The following is a 14853-nucleotide window of genomic DNA, read 5'->3' on the forward strand; positions in this document are numbered from 1 at the left end:
GAGAATCCCATGAGTACCGACATTCCCTCACCGACGGCCAATGAGTCGACGCGCTCCGAACACCAGCTGCGCCGCGGATCCCTCGGCGTCTTCGGTGTCACCTTCTTCGTGATCTCGGCGGCCGCACCGCTCACCGCCATGGCCGGCGGCGCCCCGGTCGCGATGTTGCTCGGCAACGGCCCCGGCGTGCCCGGTGCATACCTCCTCACCGCCATCACGTTGCTCGTCTTCGCCGTCGGCTACACGGCGATGGCGCGCCATCACACCAGCACCGGCGCCTTCTACTCCTATGTGACGCGGGGTCTTCGACAGCAACTCGGTGGCGCTGCCGCCTACCTCGCACTGCTGAGTTACAACGCCATGCAGATCGGCCTGTGGGGCCTGTTCGGCGCGGCGGTCGCGGGATTCTTCACCGACGAGTTCGACCTCGACGTCAAGTGGTGGATCTTCGTCCTCATCGGCATCGCGATCGTCGCGGTCCTCGGTTATCGGCAGATCGATCTCTCGGTGAAGGTGCTCTCGGTCCTGGTCGCTGCGGAATTCCTCGTCGTGATCATCCTGGCCGTCGTGATCGCCATCAAGGGAGGCGATTTCGGTACGACGTCCCTGAGCATCACACCGCTGACACCGAGCGCCCTGACCACCGGTTCCCTGCCGATCGCGCTGCTGTTCTGCTTCGCATCGTTCGTCGGTTTCGAGGCCACCTCCATCTACAGCGAGGAGGCCAAGGACCCCAAGCGCACCGTGCCGCGGGCCACCTTCCTCGCGGTGGGCACCATCGGCATCGTCTACACGGCGGTCACCTTCCTGATGGTCAACGGCGCCGGGGTCGGCAACATCCCGGACTACATCGCCCAGCTCGCCGACCCGACCAGCTTCCTGTTCGAACTGTCGAACTCCTACATCGGCCCCTGGTACACGACGATCATGCGGATCCTGTTCATCACCAGTGTCTTCGCCGCGGTGCTCGCATTCCACAACGCCGTGGCGCGCTATACTTACGCCCTCGGCCGTGAGGGCCTGCTCCCGAATCATCTCGGGCGCACCCACCGCGCACACCAGAGCCCGCATGTCGGATCGGTCGTGCAGTCGGCCGTCGCATTCGTCGTCGTGATGATCTTCGTCCTCGCCGGGCAGGACCCAATCCTCGCCCTGTTCACCTGGCTGACCAACCTCGGGACGCTCGGTGTCATCGCGCTGATGGCTTCCGCGTCGTTCGCCGTGGTGGCGTTCTTCCTGCGGCACCGGGACCTGGACCGCAATGCGCTGCGGACACTGGTCGCGCCTGTGGTGGCCGGCGTCGCCCTGGTCGCCATTCTGATCTATGCGATCTCCAACTTCGGTCTGCTCATCAGTTCCGGCGGCGTACTGGTGTGGCTGCTGCCGAGCCTGCTGCTCGTGGCGGCAGTGCTGGGCGCCATCGCCTCGGTCGTGCTGCGCTCGCACTCGCCGCAGCGCTACGCAGAAATGGGGCGCCACCGCGAGTGATCAACCCTCGACGATCAGTACCCCACCGAATCACAAGGAAACATCCATGAACTCCTCGATCGACTTCCTCTATCTGTCAGAGCCCGACATGATCGCGGCCGGCGTCACCGACATGGCCGCCTGCGTCGACGCCATGCACGAGACCTTCGTGCTGCTCCACAACGGTGACTACCGGATGGCCGGGCCCAACAGCGACTCGCACGGCGCGATGATCACCTTCCCCGACGAGTCACCCTTCCCGGGGATGCCTCATAACACCGCCGACCGCCGATTCATGGCGATGCCGGCTTACCTCGGTGGCAGCTTCGGCACCACCGGCATGAAGTGGTACGGCTCCAACATCGCCAACCGGGACAAGGGACTGCCACGATCGATCCTGATGTTCATGCTCAACGACACCGACACGGGCGCGCCCCTGGCGCTGATGTCGGCGAATCTGTTGTCGGCCTACCGGACCGGAGCGGTACCGGGCGTCGGCGCACGCCTGTTGGCTCGCCCCGACTCGCAGGTCGTCGGCATCGTCGGCCCCGGCGTGATGGCCCGGACGTCGCTGGCCGCGTTCGTCGCCGCGTGCCCGAAGATCGACACGGTGAAGGTGAAGGGCCGCGGGCGGGCGAGCATGGAGGCGTTCACCGCCTGGGTCGCCGACGAGTACCCGCACATCACCACCATCGAGGTCGACACGCTCGAGGACGCGGTGCGCGATTCCGACATCGTCACCTTCTGCACCACCGGGGTTCCGGGCGACCCGTCGACGTACCCGACGATGACGCGTGATCTGATCAAGCCCGGTGCGTTCCTCAGCATGCCGGCGATGTGCAACATGGATGAGTCGATGCAATCCGCGGATGTGCGCCTGGTGGTCGACAACACCCGACTCTACGAGGCGTGGTCGGAGGAGACCGGATATCCGTCACACCAGACGATCCCGATCATCGGCTGCAAGTTCATGGACATGATCCACGAGGGTGTGCTGGATGCCGACGCGGTGATCGACCTCGGCGCGGTCGCCGCGGGCACCGCCGTGGGCCGCCGCGACGACGACGAGATCATCGTGCTCTCGGTGGGCGGCATGCCCGTCGAGGACGTCGCATGGGGCACCGTCATCTACCGCAACGCCGTCGCGAAGGGGATCGGCACCACGCTGAATCTCTGGGATTCGCCGGCGCTGGCATGAGTTCGGTTGACGTGAATCACGAAAGGACATCCACGATGGATGCAGATGTTGTCGTCATCGGACTGGGTTCCACCGGGTCAATGGCCCTGTGGCAGTTGGCGAAACGTGGCCTGCGGGCCGTCGGGCTCGAGCAGTTCGGAATCGGCCACACCCGCGGTTCCTATGCGGGTGACTCACGGCTGTTCCGGTCCGCGGTGCACGAGGGGCCGCGATTCGTGCCGATGCTCGCCCGGGCGCGCGAACTGTGGTTCGAATTGGAGAAGGAGTCCGGGCGCCACCTCTATGACGAGTGCGGTGCGTTGCAGATCGGCGACTCAGGCTCGGGTAGCCTGCTCAAGTCGATCGAATCCGCCGAACAGTTCGGTCTCCCCCACGAGGTCCTCGACGCCGCAGCGCTCCGGGCGCGTTACCCGCAGCACCGCGTCGACGACAACACCGTCGCCGTGCTCGACCACCGCGCCGGGAGCCTGTTCCCCGAGGCGAGTGTTCTCGCCGCCGTCGAGGCCGCGAAAGCCTGTGGCGCCCAGGTGCTCACGAACACCGAAGCGATCGACTTCGACGAGGACGGCGGCCGCCTGAAGATCATCACCCCGGACCTGAGCATCACCTGCGACAAGGTGGTGGTGGCGACCGGGTCGTGGACACTGAGGCTGCGTCCCGACCTCAAGGGATTCCTGTCGATCATCCCGCTGTCGCTGACGTGGTTCATGCCCCGCCACCCGGAACTCTTCGGCCCCGACCGGTTCCCGGTGTTCATCCGCGACGAGGACGGTGTGCACCTGTACGGCACTCCCAGCCACGACTCCTACAGCATCAAGGTCGCTACCGAACCGCTGTGGCCGGCCATCCCATCCCCCGATCAGGTCCCAGACTTCAGCCGCGAGGATCTGCAGAAGATCGGCGGGTGGGCCGCCGACTTCATCCCCGACCTCAACCCGGAGCCGGTCCGCCACTCGATGCACCACGAACTGTGCACACCGAGCGGGCTTCCGTTGATCGACCTCGACGACGACACGGGAATCCTCCTGCTGACCGCACTCTCCGGACGCGGGTTCAAGTTCGCACCGGTGTACGGCGAACTGGCGGCCGATCTCGTCACGGGCAAACCCAACGACCTGCACGACGCCGGGTTCGCGTTGGGGGCGCAGCACCGGTAGCGGGAGTGCTCGAGGACATTGCTGCTCTAGACCCATACCACGTCGGGGTGGGTCTAGAGCAGCGGAAACCCGTCGACGAATCGCTGCATCGCCAGAACCTGCCGTGGGATGTACTCCGCAACCGTCAGCGCCACAACCTCCGTCGCGGCGCTGATGTCGCCGACGATGCGACGCACCTGCTCGGTCGTCAGTCCTCCGGGTTCCATACCGAGGCCGAATACGGCCTCGTCGCTGTCGACGACGTCGACATCGAGATGAATCGCCACCCGACTACAGCCGGTGTCGGCGATCCACTGCAGCAGCGACGACGTCGAGGAGCGCAGATCATCGGGCGAGAACGCCGAGATACCCCACTCCTCGACATGCGGGAAGTCATCGTCGGTCCATGAGTGCAACCCGACGAGTGCCACATGTTCGGCCGACACCGTCGCCGGAAGCATGCTCTGGATCTCGCTGTCTCCCTTGCCCAGCAAGGTGCTGACCGCCATCGCGTGGTAGCCGGGATAGGAGCTGTCCGGCGTACCGACATCAGGGTGCGAATCGATCCAGATGATCGCGAGATCGCCCTCGTATCGTGATGCGAGCGCCGAGAACGGGGCCACACTGACCGAGCATTCGCCGCCGATCGTGAGAATCTTTGCCGGCGAGTGCTTGCCGATCACCTCTAACGCGTCCCGCAGCTGGGTGATCACTGCTTCCCGTGCCTCGATTCCGTCGACCAGTGCGAGCCCCGACTCGTTCATCGACACCGGCACATAATCGGTTGGTCCGTCGGCTGCCGGGAGTACGCACTCGAGGACCGCCGCTCCGGTTGCATAACCGCGGCGGGCCTGGTCGAGCGGGATGCCGGGGGTCAGCGACGCGACGACGTCGTGGCCGGCGCCCTGCCATTGCGGCCAGACGAGGCGGAGCGTGGCGTTCGAATCAAGAGTCATAAGAAGCTCCTTCGGTGATGAGTTCTGCAGGTCGGGGTTTGGTGACGATCGTGGCGGTGTGCAGCGGAGCGGCCTCGACCGCAGCCGCCTCGGCGTCGAGGTCGACGGAACGCATCGACACCACATACCAGATGCTCGACACCGCCAGGCCGACGACAAAGGCCACGTCTGCACCGCCCAACGCGTGGGCCGCCGGGCCGGTGTACAGGCTCGTGCTGAAGAACGGGATCATCGCGATGAAGCCCACCAGGTAGGCGGCGAGACCACGTCGGCCCCATCGTCCGTAGATGCCGCCGTCGGTCTTGAGGATGTCGGTGATCGAGTACAGACCCTTGCGCACGAAGTAGTAGTCGGTCAGGTTGACCGCCGTCCACGGGATGAGCAGATATCCCAAGAGCGATAGGAACACCGAGAAGGTCGTCAGCATGTCGGACGGCAGGAGCAGGCCGGTGATGACCACGGCCGCGGTGATCGCGATCAGGGTGCGGATGCGGAGGCTTCGGCTCGATCGGATCGGGCGGAACGATTCGACCCCGCTGAGAAAGGACACACTTCCGCTGTACAGGCTGATCGCCGCGGTGACGAGGCAGACGATCGCCGCCACGACCATGGTCAGGGTACCGAGTGCGAATCCCGCGTCATCTCCGAGTTGACGGATGCCGGAGATCACGTCGAGATCCGGAAAGCTCAGGGACACAAGCGCGCCGAGGGATTCGATCCATATCGCGGAGACCGACGTGCCAATGAAGACCGCGGCCGAGACCGCCCGGGTGCCGGTGTCGTGCGGGAGATATCGTGTGTAGTCGGAGACGATCGGCGCGATGGCGATCTGGTAGCCGGCGGCGGCACCGAATTGGGCGAGGAAGCCGGTTGCCGTGACGGCGGTGTTGCTCAACAGGTGCCCCACGGGCAGCGTGGTGAGCGCCGCCACGGTCAGCGCCACCAGGTTGATGACCATGACGTAGGCGATGATGCCCTCCGCCCGGACGATCCAGTGGTACCCGACGATGGCGAGAACACCCGCCGCGGCGCCCAGCACGACGACGATCGGGTTCACCGAGACCGGTACGAGGGACTTTGCCGCTTCTGCTCCGGTCTGCAAATAGAAGACCGAGAAACCGATGGGCACGATTGCAGCCACTGCGATCGGGACCACGGCCCCTCGCGATCCGAACTGGACGCGACTCTGGATCATCTGCGGCAACCCCATATGAGGGCCCTGCGCTCCGTGAAATGCCTGGAACAAGGTGCCGAAGGCAGTTCCGAGGACGATGGCCACCAGAGATGCGGGCAGGCCCAGACCGAAGAGCGATCCGACCGCGCCGGTGTATGCGGTGATGAGGGTTGCGTTGACCATGAACCAGAACTTGAACTGGCCGCCGACGGTTCCGGAACGCTCGGATTCGGGGATGTGGTCGAACGAGTGTGCTTCGATGCCGCTCTGTGTCGTGCTCATGTCAGGCCTCACCGTGCGCAATCAGTTCCGATTCGATCGAGACGATGGAGTCCCAGTCCATGAAGGTTCGGGTGTCGGCGTCCAGCGCGATCCCCGCATCCGAGGCGAAAGCCGACGTGACCGCTTCCGCCGATTCGAACGTGTAGGTCGAGAGAGCGTCATACTCCGGGAACCCGTCGTCGGCGGCCGCCCAGGCTCCGGTACCGTGACAGAGGATCGTCTGCCGATACGAGACCAGACCGGGCATGCGCATCGCGAGTTCGAAGTGTGTCGTCTGGTAGTGGTCACGGAACTCGTCCGCAGACATGCCGGGAATCCGGCGTGTCAAGAATGTCAGCACGTGCATTGAGGTTCGAACCTCTCGGGGTAGATGGGTCACGGGGCCACGTTGCCTGGTGAATCCATGAGACCCGGTTGCATGCGTTTGCGGGAGTCGCGTGCCCGAACTGCCGAGCCCGATGCCGAAATCGACGTGTCAGGTGGTGGCGGCGGGTCAGTCGACGCTGTCGGAGCTCCCGCCGGGCTCGCGGAGCGCCACCGTGAGCTGTTCTCTCACCATCGAGGGCGTCGTATCGAATTCGCGGCGAAAGGCCCGGCCGAATGTAGACGGATCCAGGTAGCCCCAGCGTGCGGCGATTTGTGCGACAGGGACGCCGAGAAAACGCGGGTCTCGCAGATCGGCAGACGCCCGCCGTAACCGCTCACGACGCAGGAATGCCGCGGGACTGTCTCCGGGTCCGAAGATCGCGCTGAGCTGGCGGACGGATATTCCGTTGGCGGCCGCAATTCGCTCCATCGTCACCGTCGGGTCCGAGAGACGCGACAGCATGTAGTCCTTCACCGCCCGGAGCTGCGTATCGTGCGACCACGGCCGGGTGTCCACGACCGCGGTCGACGCGAGAACGGCTATGCTGCGCAACAGTTCCGCGGCGGCGTTGGCGACGCCGGTCCCTTCGCGTTCGTGGCCCGAACCCGGATTCGTCGCTACTTCCTCGGCCAGCAGCCGAAATACCCTGACCGGAGCGAGCGACAGGTCGAGAGCGCGCAGCCGTATTTCCGCCGATCCGGACCCCGGCGACAGCACTTCGTAGCGCGGGACCATCGTGACGATCTGATGCCCGTGGGTCTCCACGATCGAATACGGGACTGTCGGATCACAGTACGTGGCCTGTCCGGCAGTCAGTTCCAGCGTGCGCCCGCCCTGCTCGATCAGCGCGTGGCCGGACACCTGCACCAGAAACAGGAGATCGTCCGAGGGTGATGACGCGACGAGTCGCGGCGTGCGCCGCAGTCCCGAGGACGCTGTCTCGATCTCCGCGACGCGAATGCCACGGCTCATCTCCGCAAGGCGGGTGCGCGCCCAGAAGTCCGGCTGAGCAGCCGTCAACGCCAGCGGGTAGAAACTGTCACTGACGAACTGCTCCCACTGTTCCGAATCGGTGAAACGGAACGAACTCATCCACTCGATCCTACGAGCAGTCGGCCCGATCGGCCGGTTTCCGCGGCATCCCGACCGGTGGTCAGAACGACCGGTCGAGCCGGAGCAGTTTCTCGGCGATCAACCAACGGCCGCCCTGTCGTACGACACGATCGTGGTAGACGCCGGCCGTGACCACCTCGGTGCGTTCCGGCGTTGTCGCCAGAACCGACACGTAGGACCGAACGTTGGCCGCGTCACTGTTGACTATGGTGACAGTGATATTCGTGATCACATGGCGCCGGATGTCGGATTGGCGCGACTTGAACTCGGATATCTGTGCCACGATCGCGTCCCGCCCCTGTCGGGGCCCGATCGTATCTCCGCCCGCGATCACCATCGTGTACAGCGCATCGTCGGTGAACAGTTCGCCGAGTCGACCGAAGTCCCGCTCGTCGTGGTGGTATCCGTAGTCGCCGACGAGTTGGACTATTTCTGCGCGGTCGTCGATAGACAATGCGGCAAGCGAAGACATGACAATTCCTAACAACTCTGGCTATCTGGCGAATTCACGTTCAGAACGGTCGGTCGAGTCCATCGAGTACGGCCGAGATTCTCCATCGATCATCCCGGCGCACCAGCTCGAAACGGTAGAAACCGGTGGTCACCAGCTGCGCCGTGGCAGCGACCGAGAACAGGGCCAGGTAGGCGACGACGGTCGCGGACTCAGGCCCGAGGTGTTGGGTGACGATGTTCGACACGATGTGGCGCCGCTGGTCGGCTTGCGATGCCATGATCTCGTCGAGCCAGCCGATGACGGCATCCCGCCCGTGAACTTCGCCGATCGGCCCACCACTGACCGTGTAGGAAAAGACCACGGACTCGGTGAACAGTTCGCGCAACGCAGACAGCGACCGTTCATCGTAGGCGTACGCATATCGCTGAACGGTGTCGATCAGCGCGTACCGGTTCGCCAGTTCCGCTGCGTCCTCCGGAATCTGTTGCGCCCCCACAGGTTCCACGTGCCCGGCGCGCGCCGCCCACGCCGGCGAGCAGTCCGCGATGACCTCCAGCGCTCCGTCGGCAGTCATCAGGCACCCTCACCCATCGCCATCACGCGGTCTGGCCGAATGAAATACAGGCTTCGCACCTCGCCACGCGGGTCGCGCACCGGATAGACATCGGTCTCCATGTACAGCTTCGATGCCTCGTTGATCATATCGGTTGCGAGGTATCCGCGATCTGGATCGTCCTCGTCCACGATCTCGACCACCTCACCCTGAATGCTCATCCACTGAAACGGATTCTCTGGATTGACGAGCATCACGGTCACCTGAGGACGTTCGCGGATGTTGCGATCCTTCAATCTGCCGCGGACCGAGTTGACCAGGATGTTGTTCCCATCGTCCATGACCCACACCGGTGTGAGCTGTACAGTGCCACTTCGGTTCACGGTCGACATGACTCCGGTGACCGGCCCTCGCAGCAGTGCCAGATGCGACTCGGGCAGATCGAGGATCCCGCCCTCCTCCCGGTCGCCGATCTGGAGTCCGTTCTCGGTGCCGGGAGCGATGACCTTGCCTATTTCCATGCCTGACTCACCTTCTGAATCTGTCGATGCCCTGACGCCATGTTGCCGGTTGCGCGCATCATGCTCCCGGCCACTTGACCACCGTTCCGGTGTCGACCGGCAGCATCACGCCGGTGAGGAATCGGGCTTCGTCCGAGCACAGCCACAGCACGGCATTGGAGACGTCGTCGCTCTCCACCCACGGAACGTCGAGCAGGTTGTACGAGGAGAAGGCGGGAATCGCGTCCTCCTGGGTGGCTCCCGGCACGTCCGGCCGGAAATGCTGGTACGTCGCGTCATTGAGGATCATCGGGGTCGCAACATTCGACGGGTTGACGCTGTTCACCCTGATACGATGCGGCGCGAGCTCATTGGCCATAGACTTCACCAGCCCATTGACTCCGTGCTTCGTCGCGGCGTAGTGCGCGAGGTATGGCATCCCGATGATTCCTGCGATCGAGCCGGTGAGGACAATCGAACCACCGGCGCCGCGCTCGACCATGGCGGGGAGCGTCGCCCGCAGCGTGCGCCACACGCCCGAGAGATTGATCGCGACCATCTCGTCCCATTGTTCCTCACTGAGTTCCCACGTCGCGCCGAGCGATGTGATGCCGGCGGTGGGGAGGACGATGTCGATCCCGCCGAATGCCACCAGGCCGTCCGCCACCGCCCTTTCCAGACCTTTCAGATCACGGACATCGCAGGCGTGCAAGCGATACTCGGCGCCGGTCTTCTCCAGAAGGCGACCGGTTTCCTCGAGGTCATCTCCAGTCGCGCCCGGATAGTGGGTCGTGCTGACGGGCCCCGCGAGATCTACTCCGATGACCCGGGCACCCTCCTCCGCGAACCTGATCGCATGGTTGCGGCCCTGCCCACGGGCGACGCCGGTGACGAAAACGGTCTTGCCGTTGAATCTGTTCATGGTGTGTTCCGAATCCCTTACTGTGAGGACGCGCCGTTGACGTGCCAGAGGTCGAGGTAGGCAGACTTCCAGTCGACATCACCGTTCCACGGGATGGTTGTGATGTCGTCTTTGGTCATCAGCTTGATCGGCACGTTCACGGTGTTCTCCACCGGCTGCCCGGCGAAGAGCCGATTCATCTGATCGAGCGCCACATACGACTGCCACTCGATGGGATAGGCGACGGTTGCCGACAGCGGCTTGTCTCCGGCCTTGATATCGGACAATGCGAAGGAATCGCCATTGTTCGAGACGATGGTGATCTTGCCTGCAGATGGGCTCCGCTCGATCACCGGCGCAATCGCGGCCGCGACGGGGTCGTAGGCCGACCAGACGAAGTCCGCGTCGGGATTGGCCTGCAGCGCGGCCTGGAACTGGGTGGGGAGCTGTGTCTGCAGGTTGGCGATCTGGAACTCGATCTCCTTGACGACCTGGCAGCCTGGGCAGAACTCTTTGAGACCGTCGGTGAATCCCTTGTACCAGTCCGACACCGACTGAAACTCCGGGTCATTGACCGCGATGATCTTGGCTCGGCCATTCGAGGCGACAGTCGTGTACGCAGCAGAAACGCGGCCCGCGGCGAGATGGTCGGTTGTCGCGTTGGCGTCGAACAGATCGTTGGGGGGTTCGAGGCTGTTGATCACCTTGATTCCGGCGGCTTTGGCCTGGTCCACGGCGGTGCGCACCGACGAGGGCGGCGTCGCGGCGAGCAGGATGCCATCGGCATGCAGCCTTGTCGCGGTTTGTATCGCCTGCCGCATCTTCTCGGGATCACCAGCCGGGTCGATGTTTTGCGTTCGCCAGCCCACCTGTTTCGCGGCGTCCGCGAAACCGTCGACGGAGCGCTTGCAGCCCTCTGCCGCATAGGAGCACGGAATCGTGACGACGAACTTGTTCTTCTCGATGGCTGGAGATGTGGACGGTGCGTTGACCTCGGTGACGTTCTTTGAACCGTCGGCGAGGACGGCCTGGGCCGTGGTGATACCGGCCTGAATATCTGCATCGGATGCAGTGTTCGCGGAGTCTGCACCGCCGCAGGCTGTTCCGAAGAGCGCAATGGCGATCGGTATGGCGATCGCAGCGATCGCGCGGGTTTTCTTGTTCACTGACTCGGACTTTCTCGTGAGGGGGCAGGCGGGGACACGAGTCCCGACCGGAGGGATGAGGGAGGAGCGTCAAGCGTTGGGGCCGAACAGGTCACGTCCGCTGGGCACGGTCGCGGCGTCGCGCAACCTGAACCGAAAGGCTCACTGCGATCATGAGTGCCACGCCGTTGAACACGTTGGTGACCCAGGTCTCGGCACCCAAGAGGGTGAGCCCGTTACTTCCGACCGCGAGGAGCAGTACACCGACGATCGTTCCCCACACGTTGAAGTACCCGGGTCTGATGGTGGTGGCTCCGAGGAAGGCTGCGGCGTAGGCGGGTAGCAAGAACTCGGGACCGAGAGTCGGCGGAACCGATCCGGACCTCGAGGAGAAGAGGAAGCCCGCAAAGGCGGCCATCACGCCCGCGACGATGAACGCGCTCGCGAGGTAGCGGTTGGTCCGGATACCACTGAGCCGTGCGGCGTCGCGGCCCATGCCGGTGGCCCGCAAGTATCGGCCGTACGGACTCTTCTCCAGCACGTACCACAGGACCAGGGCGGTGCACGCAGCGAACGCGAAGACAACCTGCACGCCGAGAACTGTTGTTGCCGTGATCTTCACGTAGGAATCCGACTCCACTGTCAGTAGTGAACCGTTGGTGATCAGCAAGTTCAAACCTGCCAGCACCGTCGCCGTCGCGAGGGTGGCGATGAATGCGTTGACACCCAGCTTCACGACGAGCAGCGCGTTGATGGCACCGATCATCAGACCTGCGAGGAGCGTCGCCAGGACGACGACGGGCACCGGCAAGCCGGCGTTGGAGAGCGAGATCGCGACGATCGCGGAGAACCCGAGCGTGGCGCCCAGCGACAGGTCGAATTCGCCTGCAGCCAGCGGCAAGAGAGCGGCCAGCGCGAGGATGGCAGGGATGGACTGATCGCCCAGAATTCCCCGGAAGTTGTCTGGTGTGGGGAATGTATCCGGAATCGCGATCGCGAACACCAGAATCATCAGCAGGAGGAATCCGACCACTCCATAGTTGCTGGCGAGATTGTGCAGTCGCGAGGGGCGCACTTGTTTGACGCCTTCGGGGTGCGTGGTGGGCTCGTCGGTGACGTCTGGTTTGTGGATGACGTCGGATGTCTTGGTCATGCCGGGGCCTTCAATCCTGCGTGTTCGGGTGTTGATGGTGCGGGCGAAGACCCGCTGCTTGAGAGAGCCGCCAGCTGCGACTCGTTGATGTCGTCACCGGTGACCTCGGCGACCTGACGCCCCCGATCCAGCACGATCACACGATCGGCCAGGGTCTCGAGTTCGCTGAAATCGGTCGATGCGAGGATGACCCCGGTTCCGGAATCTGCCAGTTGCCGAACGAGATTCCATATCTCTTGCTTGGCGAGTGCATCGACTCCCTGAGTCGGCTCATCCAGAAGGAGCACGGCCGGCCGGTGGCTGGCGGCGCGGGCGACGACCACCTTCTGCTGATTGCCGCCGGACAGTGTCGCGATCGGTTTTGACAATGAGGGGGGCTTGATGTTGTAGGCAGCCACCTTGGCCAGGCTGTCGGCGAGTTCGGTCCCCGATCGCACCGTGGCCGCTCGATTGGTGAACTCACGCAGGCGACCGAGAGTCAGGTTCTCACCCACGGTCATGGGAAGCACACAACCGTCAACCCGCCGGTTCTGCGGAACGCAGGCCACACCGGCCGTGATGGCCGAGGCCGGGTCGGCAGCGGAGTGTTCTCGGCCGCCGACCTCGACAACACCTGCACTGCGTCGCTGGGCGCCGGCGAGGATGCGGACCATTTCGCTGCGTCCGCATCCGACCAGGCCGGCGATGCCCAGAACCTCTCCGGACCGCAGATCGAGATCGAGTCCGGCCAGTCTCGGGCCGCGCAATCCGCGCACCTTCAGCACGATGTCGCCTTCGCGTTCGGCGGCACCCCGCAGTTGCACCTTTTCCAGCTTCTGGCCCACGATGTCGTCGACGATCTGGCTCTCGGTCAGCGCACCCAGGTCCTTGTCGTCGACCAACTTCCCGTCGCGGAGAATGACCATGCGGTCCGCGATCTGGCGAACCTCGTCGATCCGGTGGCTGACATAGATCGCCGTTCCACCGTGAGAGCGGAGGGTCCGGAGGATGTCGAGCACGCGGTCGACCTCACCGGCCGGCAGCGACGCCGTCGGCTCGTCGAGGATCAGGATGTTGCGGGCAAACGCGGCCTCACCGGCCTCCTCTTCGTCCTGGAATGCTCGCGCTATCCCGATCATCGTCCTCGTGGTCGGATCGAGTTCGGAGACGAGACGATCTGGTCGCTCGTCGATGCCGAAGTGCTCGAGGGTCCGACTGACATGCCGGTACTGCGCTTTGCGGTTGATCCGACCGAATGCGTTGCGGCGGAATCGATCGACGAAGGCGAAGTTGTCGGCGATCGTGAGGGCGTCGACGAGACCCACGTCCTGATGAAGGAATCGCAGTCCCGCGCGGTGGGCGGCGCCAGGGCTGACGGGCAGCGCAAGGCTGTCGCCGGAAACCTCGATCGTGGCGCCCGGGTCCGGTTGGTACACGCCCGCCAGGATCTTGATCAGCGTCGATTTACCCGAGCCGTTCATCCCCAATAGTGCGGTGATCTTGCCGCGGTGCAGATCGAATGTCACGTCGTCGAGTGCCCGCTGGCCGGCGAACGTCTTGGACAGGTTGTGCACCGACAAGGCCGGGGACACAGCAGAACTCGACGGGCTTGTCCTCATGCGCTCCATTGCGTACTCATTCCTGCGGTCACGTCGAGAGCCGTGCCGCTGATCATCTGGGCGCCGTCGGACACGAGATACAGCAGCGCATCGGAGATGTGCTGGGGAGCGAACGATCCGACGGGCAGGGTGTGCTGGGTCGTTTTCACCACCTCGTCCGACGTCTCTCGCGTCGGGTCCGACAGATCCGGCCGGAACATCCGGTTGTACCCGTCGAAGTTGATCATCGGAGTATCAACGTACGACGGGCAGATCGCGTTGACGGTGATGCCGTACTCGCCCAGTTCGATGGCCGCACTCTTGACAAGCCCGATGACGCCCCACTTGCTGGCGGTGTAGGCACCAAGGTTGGGTGTGCCGCGACGTCCGCACATCGACGAGGTCGCGACGATCCGCCCGCCCCGTTGTTCGATCATGTGTGGTGCCACCGCCCGAATGGCATGGAAGACGCCGCCGAGGTTGGTGTCGATCGTGTCGCGCCAGAGATCATCTGATGTTTCGGTGAGCAGCGCCGGCGCCCACACCCCGGCGTTGGCGGACAAGATGTCGATGCGACCGAAACGCTCGATCGTCGCGGCGACGAACCTGTTGACCTGCTCCGGATCCCGCACGTCCGCGGTCTCGGCGAAGCACTCGCGCCCCGCCTCCTTCACGAGTGCGACAGTGGTGTCCAGATCGCGATCCTGGGTCATGTCGTACGGAATCGTCGGGTACTGCATGTCGATGTCGCAGATCGCCACAGACGCCCCGTGCCGGGCGAGAGTGACGGCGTGTGAACGGCCCTGGCCACGTCCGCCGCCGGTGATGAGTGCGACCTTGCCGTCGAGTGTTCCCATGTCGTGGTTACTCCTGAATC

At 64.2% G+C, this 14853-nt stretch carries 15 protein-coding genes; 3 read left to right on the top strand and 12 right to left on the bottom strand.

From position 1 onward, the window contains the following. Positions 1-9 precede the first annotated feature (9 nt). Genes GORHZ_RS15980 through solA form a run of 3 tightly spaced genes read left to right on the top strand, consistent with a single transcriptional unit; the run spans position 10 to position 3822 of the window. Complete coding sequence (locus GORHZ_RS15980) at positions 10-1488, top strand: APC family permease (protein WP_006334619.1); 1479 nt, start codon at positions 10-12, stop codon at positions 1486-1488. Positions 1489-1534: 46 nt separating this feature from the next. After that, entirely contained in the window at positions 1535-2665 is a 1131-nt protein-coding gene (locus GORHZ_RS15985; RefSeq protein ID WP_006334621.1) for an ornithine cyclodeaminase family protein, read from the top strand. Positions 2666-2700: 35 nt separating this feature from the next. Continuing rightward, positions 2701-3822, top strand: a complete 1122-nt coding sequence (gene solA / locus GORHZ_RS15990; RefSeq protein WP_006334623.1) for an N-methyl-L-tryptophan oxidase — start codon at positions 2701-2703, stop codon at positions 3820-3822. A gap of 53 nt (positions 3823-3875) precedes the next feature. On the opposite strand, the gene GORHZ_RS15995 is transcribed toward solA, so the two are convergent. The 12 genes from GORHZ_RS15995 to GORHZ_RS16050 form a co-directional block, all read right to left on the bottom strand. Further along, a complete protein-coding gene (locus GORHZ_RS15995; protein ID WP_006334625.1) occupies positions 3876-4757 on the bottom strand; it encodes an arginase family protein in 882 nt (293 codons plus the stop codon). After that, positions 4747-6213 carry a purine-cytosine permease family protein gene (locus GORHZ_RS16000; protein WP_006334627.1) on the bottom strand — a complete coding sequence of 489 codons (1467 nt, stop codon included), beginning with the start codon at positions 6211-6213 and terminating at the stop codon, positions 4747-4749. Before GORHZ_RS16000 ends, GORHZ_RS15995 begins: the two co-directional genes overlap by 11 nt. A 1-nt stretch (position 6214) precedes the next feature. After that, entirely contained in the window at positions 6215-6559 is a 345-nt protein-coding gene (locus GORHZ_RS16005; RefSeq protein ID WP_006334629.1) for an EthD family reductase, read from the bottom strand. A gap of 147 nt (positions 6560-6706) precedes the next feature. After that, positions 6707-7672 (bottom strand): AraC-like ligand-binding domain-containing protein, encoded by a 966-nt coding sequence (locus tag GORHZ_RS16010; protein ID WP_006334631.1) that lies wholly within the window; start codon positions 7670-7672, stop codon positions 6707-6709. Positions 7673-7733: 61 nt separating this feature from the next. Beyond that, positions 7734-8165, bottom strand: coding sequence for a nuclear transport factor 2 family protein (locus tag GORHZ_RS16015; protein ID WP_006334632.1), 432 nt, complete (start codon positions 8163-8165; stop codon positions 7734-7736). Between the two features lie 40 nt (positions 8166-8205). Then, on the bottom strand, positions 8206-8721 hold the full coding sequence (locus GORHZ_RS16020) for a nuclear transport factor 2 family protein (protein ID WP_006334634.1): 516 nt from the start codon (positions 8719-8721) through the stop codon (positions 8206-8208). Beyond that, the gene (locus tag GORHZ_RS16025; RefSeq protein ID WP_006334636.1) at positions 8721-9221 is read right to left on the bottom strand and encodes a PPOX class F420-dependent oxidoreductase; all 501 of its coding nucleotides are present in this window, start codon (positions 9219-9221) and stop codon (positions 8721-8723) included. Before GORHZ_RS16025 ends, GORHZ_RS16020 begins: the two co-directional genes overlap by 1 nt. 58 nt (positions 9222-9279) lie before the next feature. Continuing rightward, the gene (locus GORHZ_RS16030; RefSeq protein ID WP_006334638.1) at positions 9280-10122 is read right to left on the bottom strand and encodes a mycofactocin-coupled SDR family oxidoreductase; all 843 of its coding nucleotides are present in this window, start codon (positions 10120-10122) and stop codon (positions 9280-9282) included. Between the two features lie 17 nt (positions 10123-10139). After that, positions 10140-11267, bottom strand: a complete 1128-nt coding sequence (locus tag GORHZ_RS16035) for a sugar ABC transporter substrate-binding protein (RefSeq protein WP_006334640.1) — start codon at positions 11265-11267, stop codon at positions 10140-10142. A 91-nt stretch (positions 11268-11358) separates the two neighbouring features. Next, complete coding sequence (locus GORHZ_RS16040; RefSeq protein WP_006334642.1) at positions 11359-12399, bottom strand: ABC transporter permease; 1041 nt, start codon at positions 12397-12399, stop codon at positions 11359-11361. Further along, positions 12396-13997 carry a sugar ABC transporter ATP-binding protein gene (locus tag GORHZ_RS16045; RefSeq protein ID WP_169330675.1) on the bottom strand — a complete coding sequence of 534 codons (1602 nt, stop codon included), beginning with the start codon at positions 13995-13997 and terminating at the stop codon, positions 12396-12398. The genes GORHZ_RS16040 and GORHZ_RS16045 overlap by 4 nt, the downstream gene beginning before the upstream one ends. Continuing rightward, on the bottom strand, positions 13994-14833 hold the full coding sequence (locus GORHZ_RS16050; protein WP_006334646.1) for a mycofactocin-coupled SDR family oxidoreductase: 840 nt from the start codon (positions 14831-14833) through the stop codon (positions 13994-13996). Before GORHZ_RS16050 ends, GORHZ_RS16045 begins: the two co-directional genes overlap by 4 nt. Between the last annotated feature and the right edge of the window lie 20 nt (positions 14834-14853).

Source organism: Gordonia rhizosphera NBRC 16068 (assembly GCF_000298195.1).
Taxonomy (GTDB): domain Bacteria; phylum Actinomycetota; class Actinomycetes; order Mycobacteriales; family Mycobacteriaceae; genus Gordonia; species Gordonia rhizosphera.